Source organism: Mesorhizobium sp. M7A.F.Ca.MR.362.00.0.0, assembly GCF_004023175.1.
Taxonomy (GTDB): Bacteria; Pseudomonadota; Alphaproteobacteria; order Rhizobiales; family Rhizobiaceae; genus Mesorhizobium.
In genome coordinates this window covers 1-3,972 of sequence record NZ_RZTF01000394.1, presented here as the reverse complement: position 1 = coordinate 3,972, position 3,972 = coordinate 1, and the positions used below count along the sequence as shown (strand labels likewise).

Here is a 3,972-nt window from a genome sequence, read left to right as displayed (position 1 = left end):
CCGTCACCGGCTTCGTGCACTTCTTCGTCATGCTGTTGACGCTGACCATCTTTGCCAACCTCAAGCAGTTGAGCCCGAGCTACCGCAAGGCGGCCGCCGATCTCGGCGCCGGGCCGGTGCGCACCTTCCTGCATGTCGTGCTGCCGCTGACCTTGCCCGGCATCATGGTCGGCGCCTTCCTGACCTTCGTGCTGTGCATCGGCGACTACATCACGCCGCAGATCCTGGGCGGCAACAACGAGCTGCTGATGCCGCAGCTGGTGATGATGCAGATCGGCAGGCGCGGCGATTTTCCGCTGGCCTCGGCGCTGTCGATCATCCTGATGGCGGTGGTCACATCAGCCTATCTCGCCTGCGCGCGCTGGCTGAAGATCGAGCGGGCCTGAGATGCGCCGGATCGTCCGCATCGCCTCCTGGCTCTACGCGCTCGCCGTCTACGGCTTCATCTTCCTGCCGGTCGTCGTGCTGGTGCTGTTTTCGCTGCAGGCGACGTCGTTCCCGATCCCGCCCTTCACCGGCCCGTCGCTGCGCTGGTACGATGCGGTTCTTTCGGACACGCGGCTGACCTCGGCGCTGGTCAACTCGCTGCTGGTGGCATCCATCTCCTCGCTCGCAGCCGTCACGCTCGGCTTTCTCTCCGCCTGGGGCTTTGCCCGCTTCGTCCTGCCTGGCTCCGGCCTGCTGCGCGGGCTGATCACCCTGCCGCTGACGGTCAGCTATCTCATCATCGGGATGGGGCTGCTGGTGCTGTTCAACTGGGCCGGCGTGCCGAAATCGCTGCTTGCCGCCGGCATCGGCCATGTCGTGATCAACCTGCCGCTGTGCTTTGCCATCATCTACAGCCAGATGGGCGACCACCAGATCAACATCGAGCGTGCCGCGCGCGACCTCGGCGCGCCGGAATGGAAGGTGCTGCTGCTGATCACCGTGCCGGTCATGGCGCCCGCCATCTTCGCCGGCTTCTTCCTGTCGATGACCTTCTCCTGGGACGAGTTCGTGATCTCCTTCCTGCTCACCCGCTTCGACACCACGCTGCCTGTCGAAATCTGGAACCTGCTGCGCTCCGGCCTCAACCCCAAGACCAACGCCATCGGCTCGCTGGTCTTCGCCGTCTCCATCGTGCTGGTCGTGCTGTTCGAGTTGACGTTGCTGCGCAGGAGAAAGGCATGACCGCGCCTTTGGTCGATATTCGTGCCGTCTCGCATCGCTTCGGCCAGCACACCGTGCTGAAGGATGTCTCGCTGCAGATCGAGCCGGGCAGCTACACCATCCTGCTTGGGCCCTCGGGGTCTGGCAAGACGACGCTCTTGTCCATTCTGGGCGGCTTCGTCACCCCCAGCGAAGGCAAGGTGTTCATCCGTGGCGAGGACTGCACCTCGGTGCCGCCGGCCAAGCGGCCGACGACGACGGTGTTCCAGGACTATGCGCTGTTCCCGCATATGAGCGTCGGCAGCAATGTCGGCTTCGGCCTGCGCATGCAGGGCGTCGACGGCGCTACCCGGGCGGCAAAGGCGCGTGAAGCGCTTGCGCTGGTCGGCCTCGCCTCCGCCTTCGACAAGAAGCCGCATCAGCTTTCCGGCGGCCAGCGGCAACGCGTGGCGCTGGCGCGGGCGCTGGTGATCGAGCCGGCGGTGCTTCTGCTCGACGAGCCGCTCGGCGCGCTCGATCTCAAATTACGCCGGCAGATGCAGGACGAGTTGAAAGCGATCCAGAAGCGCGTCGGCACCGCCTTCATCCACGTCACCCACGACCAGGAAGAAGCGATGGCGCTGGCCGACCATTGTGTGGTGATGAATGATGGGCGCATTGAGGACGAAGGTCCGCCCGAGCGCGTCTACGCACGGCCGGCGACGCGCTTTTCCGCCACCTTCATGGGCGAAAGCTCGATCCTTGCCGGCACGGTCACGGAAGCGAAGGAGAGGACAAGCACCGTCGCCACGCCCGTCGGGCCGGTCTCGCTGCCCGGTGCGCTGCCGGTGGGCTCCGCCGTTGCGCTGGCCATACGGCCGGAGCATCTTGTCCTCGGCGAGGCCAGCGGCGGTGTCAGGCTCGGCACGGCTGAGGTGAGCGATGTCGTCTTCCAGGGCAGCTTCAAGCGCGTGCTTGCGGTTTCCATCGAGGACCCCTCGCTTCACTTCATCGCCAAATTGCCCGCGACGGCGGCCGTCCAGCCGGGCGACACGGTCGCGATTTCCTGCGATACCGACCAGATTATTCTGCTGACGGACTGAGCTTTTCTGACGGATTGAACATGGCAACACTTCCGCTCATCGAGGCACCCGACTGGTACGAAACCATCCGCATGAGCGATGGCGTGACCTTGATCCACGAGCCGTGGATAAAACCGTTCTTCCGCTGCAATATGTGGCATGTGCGCGGCCGCGACCGCGACCTCCTCTTCGACACCGGCCTCGGTCATTTCAGCCTCCGGCGCCATGTACCGCTGGTCAGCGAGCGCAAGCTGATTTGCGTCGCCAGCCACACGCATTTCGACCATATCGGTTGCCACCACGAATTTCCCGAGCGCTGCGTGCACGCCGCCGAGGCCGGCATCCTCGCCGATCCGCGCAATGAATGGACGGCAGCCGGCACCTATGCGACCGACGAGATGTTCGATCGCATGCCGCAAGGCTGGGACACGGCGCGCTACGGCATTTTGCCTGCGCCCGCCGGCCGTTTGCTCGACCAGGGCGATGTCGTCGATCTCGGCGACCGTGCCTTCGAGGTGATCCACACGCCCGGCCATTCGCCCGGCGGCATCGCGCTCTACGAAAACAGGACGGGCATCCTGTTATCCGGCGACGTCATCTATGACGGCCCGCTGATCGACGACGTCTACCACTCAGACATTCCCGACTACATGGCGACGCTGATGCGCCTGCGCGACCTCGATGTCTCGGTCGTGCATGGCGGCCATTTCCCAAGCTTCGGCAAGGTGCGTTACCGCCAGCTTGTCGACGAATATCTGGCGCAGAAGCGGCAAGCCGGCTGCCATCTGCGGCAGCCCTGAAAGCGGTTAGCGCATCAGTTCGAAATGCCGCGGGAACGCCTGATGCAGCAGGAGCAGCATGGTCTTGCGCAGCACGTTGGTGTCACGGCTGGACGGATTGAGATGATCCCAATACCAGGCGCCATGAACCAGATAATTCAGGCTCTCCGACAGCGTATCGATGTCGACGCCGGTATAACCGCCACTGCGCGAAATCTCGATCAGCAGCTCGCGCGCCTCGGCGGTGTAGGCAAGGTCGCTCGGCAGGCCGATTTCGTTGTAGATCTGCATGCTCTTGCGGTCGCTGGAAAACACGACAAAAACTGAAACCCATTTCGGATGCTGGCGGGCGAAACGTTGCGCGCAATCGACCGCGCCCAGAGCCCGCTCAACCGGCGACAGGCCGGGCGCCCGCACCAACGTCACCCACAGCTCATCATATCGATCGCTGAGATACTGCAGGACGGCGCGAAACAGGTTCTCCTTGCTGCGGAAATGGAAGACGACCAGGGCATTGGACGAGCCGACATGTTCGGCGATGCGCTGCATGGTGACGCTTGCCAGCCCCTCCTCCGCGATGAGTTCGATGGTGGCGTCGATGATCCGCTGCACGCTGGCTTCGCCGCGCTCGCGCCGACGGTCCTTGGGCGGCGCGGCATCGTTTGCCGCACTTCCATTCTTCGCCGTTGCGCCTTTGCGTTTTGCCGCCGCAGCCTTTTGTTGCGCCATCTTCGTCCAGCTCCTTTCGGACCTTCTGGCGGCGATCGCCGGCGCCACCACAGATCCGTCTATTCGAGGTGTCGGGCGTCGGCTCACCACAACTAGGACCGCAGATCAACCACCATCGCGGCAAGGGCCGCATCGCCCTGTTATAGCGACGGACGCGTTTCGGCGTTTGTGTACCATTGCCCGTTGGCCGTCTCATAGGCCATGGCCGCCCGGAAAACATCGGCGTCGCAATAGGTGCGGCCGACGATCTGGAT

4 protein-coding genes and 1 pseudogene (1 of these 5 only partly in view) are annotated in these 3,972 nt (G+C 64.0%); 4 read left to right on the top strand and 1 reads right to left on the bottom strand.

Annotation, left to right across the window (positions count from 1 at the left end):
* From EOC06_RS31070 to EOC06_RS31055, 4 genes and pseudogenes are all read left to right on the top strand, one after another.
* Window positions 1-386, top strand: a pseudogene (locus EOC06_RS31070) (ABC transporter permease) (it extends 483 nt beyond the left edge of the window).
* Window position 387: 1 nt separating this feature from the next.
* Complete coding sequence (locus tag EOC06_RS31065) at window positions 388-1,170, top strand: ABC transporter permease (RefSeq protein ID WP_127321163.1); 783 nt, start codon at window positions 388-390, stop codon at window positions 1,168-1,170.
* Window positions 1,167-2,231, top strand: a complete 1,065-nt coding sequence (locus EOC06_RS31060) for an ABC transporter ATP-binding protein (protein ID WP_128309583.1) — start codon at window positions 1,167-1,169, stop codon at window positions 2,229-2,231. The genes EOC06_RS31065 and EOC06_RS31060 overlap by 4 nt, the downstream gene beginning before the upstream one ends.
* Window positions 2,232-2,251: 20 nt before the next feature.
* Complete coding sequence (locus tag EOC06_RS31055; protein WP_128309582.1) at window positions 2,252-3,010, top strand: MBL fold metallo-hydrolase; 759 nt, start codon at window positions 2,252-2,254, stop codon at window positions 3,008-3,010.
* Between the two features lie 6 nt (window positions 3,011-3,016).
* Here the strand turns inward: EOC06_RS31055 and EOC06_RS31050 are convergent, their stop codons facing one another.
* On the bottom strand, window positions 3,017-3,718 hold the full coding sequence (locus EOC06_RS31050; RefSeq protein WP_127399364.1) for a TetR/AcrR family transcriptional regulator: 702 nt from the start codon (window positions 3,716-3,718) through the stop codon (window positions 3,017-3,019).
* Window positions 3,719-3,972: the final 254 nt, after the last annotated feature.

Excerpts from the sequence above, each read along its gene's own strand:
- EOC06_RS31065 (WP_127321163.1), top strand. The coding sequence starts at position 388 with ATGCGCCGGATCGTCCGCATCGCCTCCTGGCTCTACGCGCTCGCCGTC.
- EOC06_RS31060 (WP_128309583.1), top strand. The coding sequence starts at position 1,167 with ATGACCGCGCCTTTGGTCGATATTCGTGCCGTCTCGCATCGCTTCGGC.
- EOC06_RS31055 (WP_128309582.1), top strand. The coding sequence starts at position 2,252 with ATGGCAACACTTCCGCTCATCGAGGCACCCGACTGGTACGAAACCATC.
- EOC06_RS31050 (WP_127399364.1), bottom strand. The coding sequence starts at position 3,718 with ATGGCGCAACAAAAGGCTGCGGCGGCAAAACGCAAAGGCGCAACGGCG.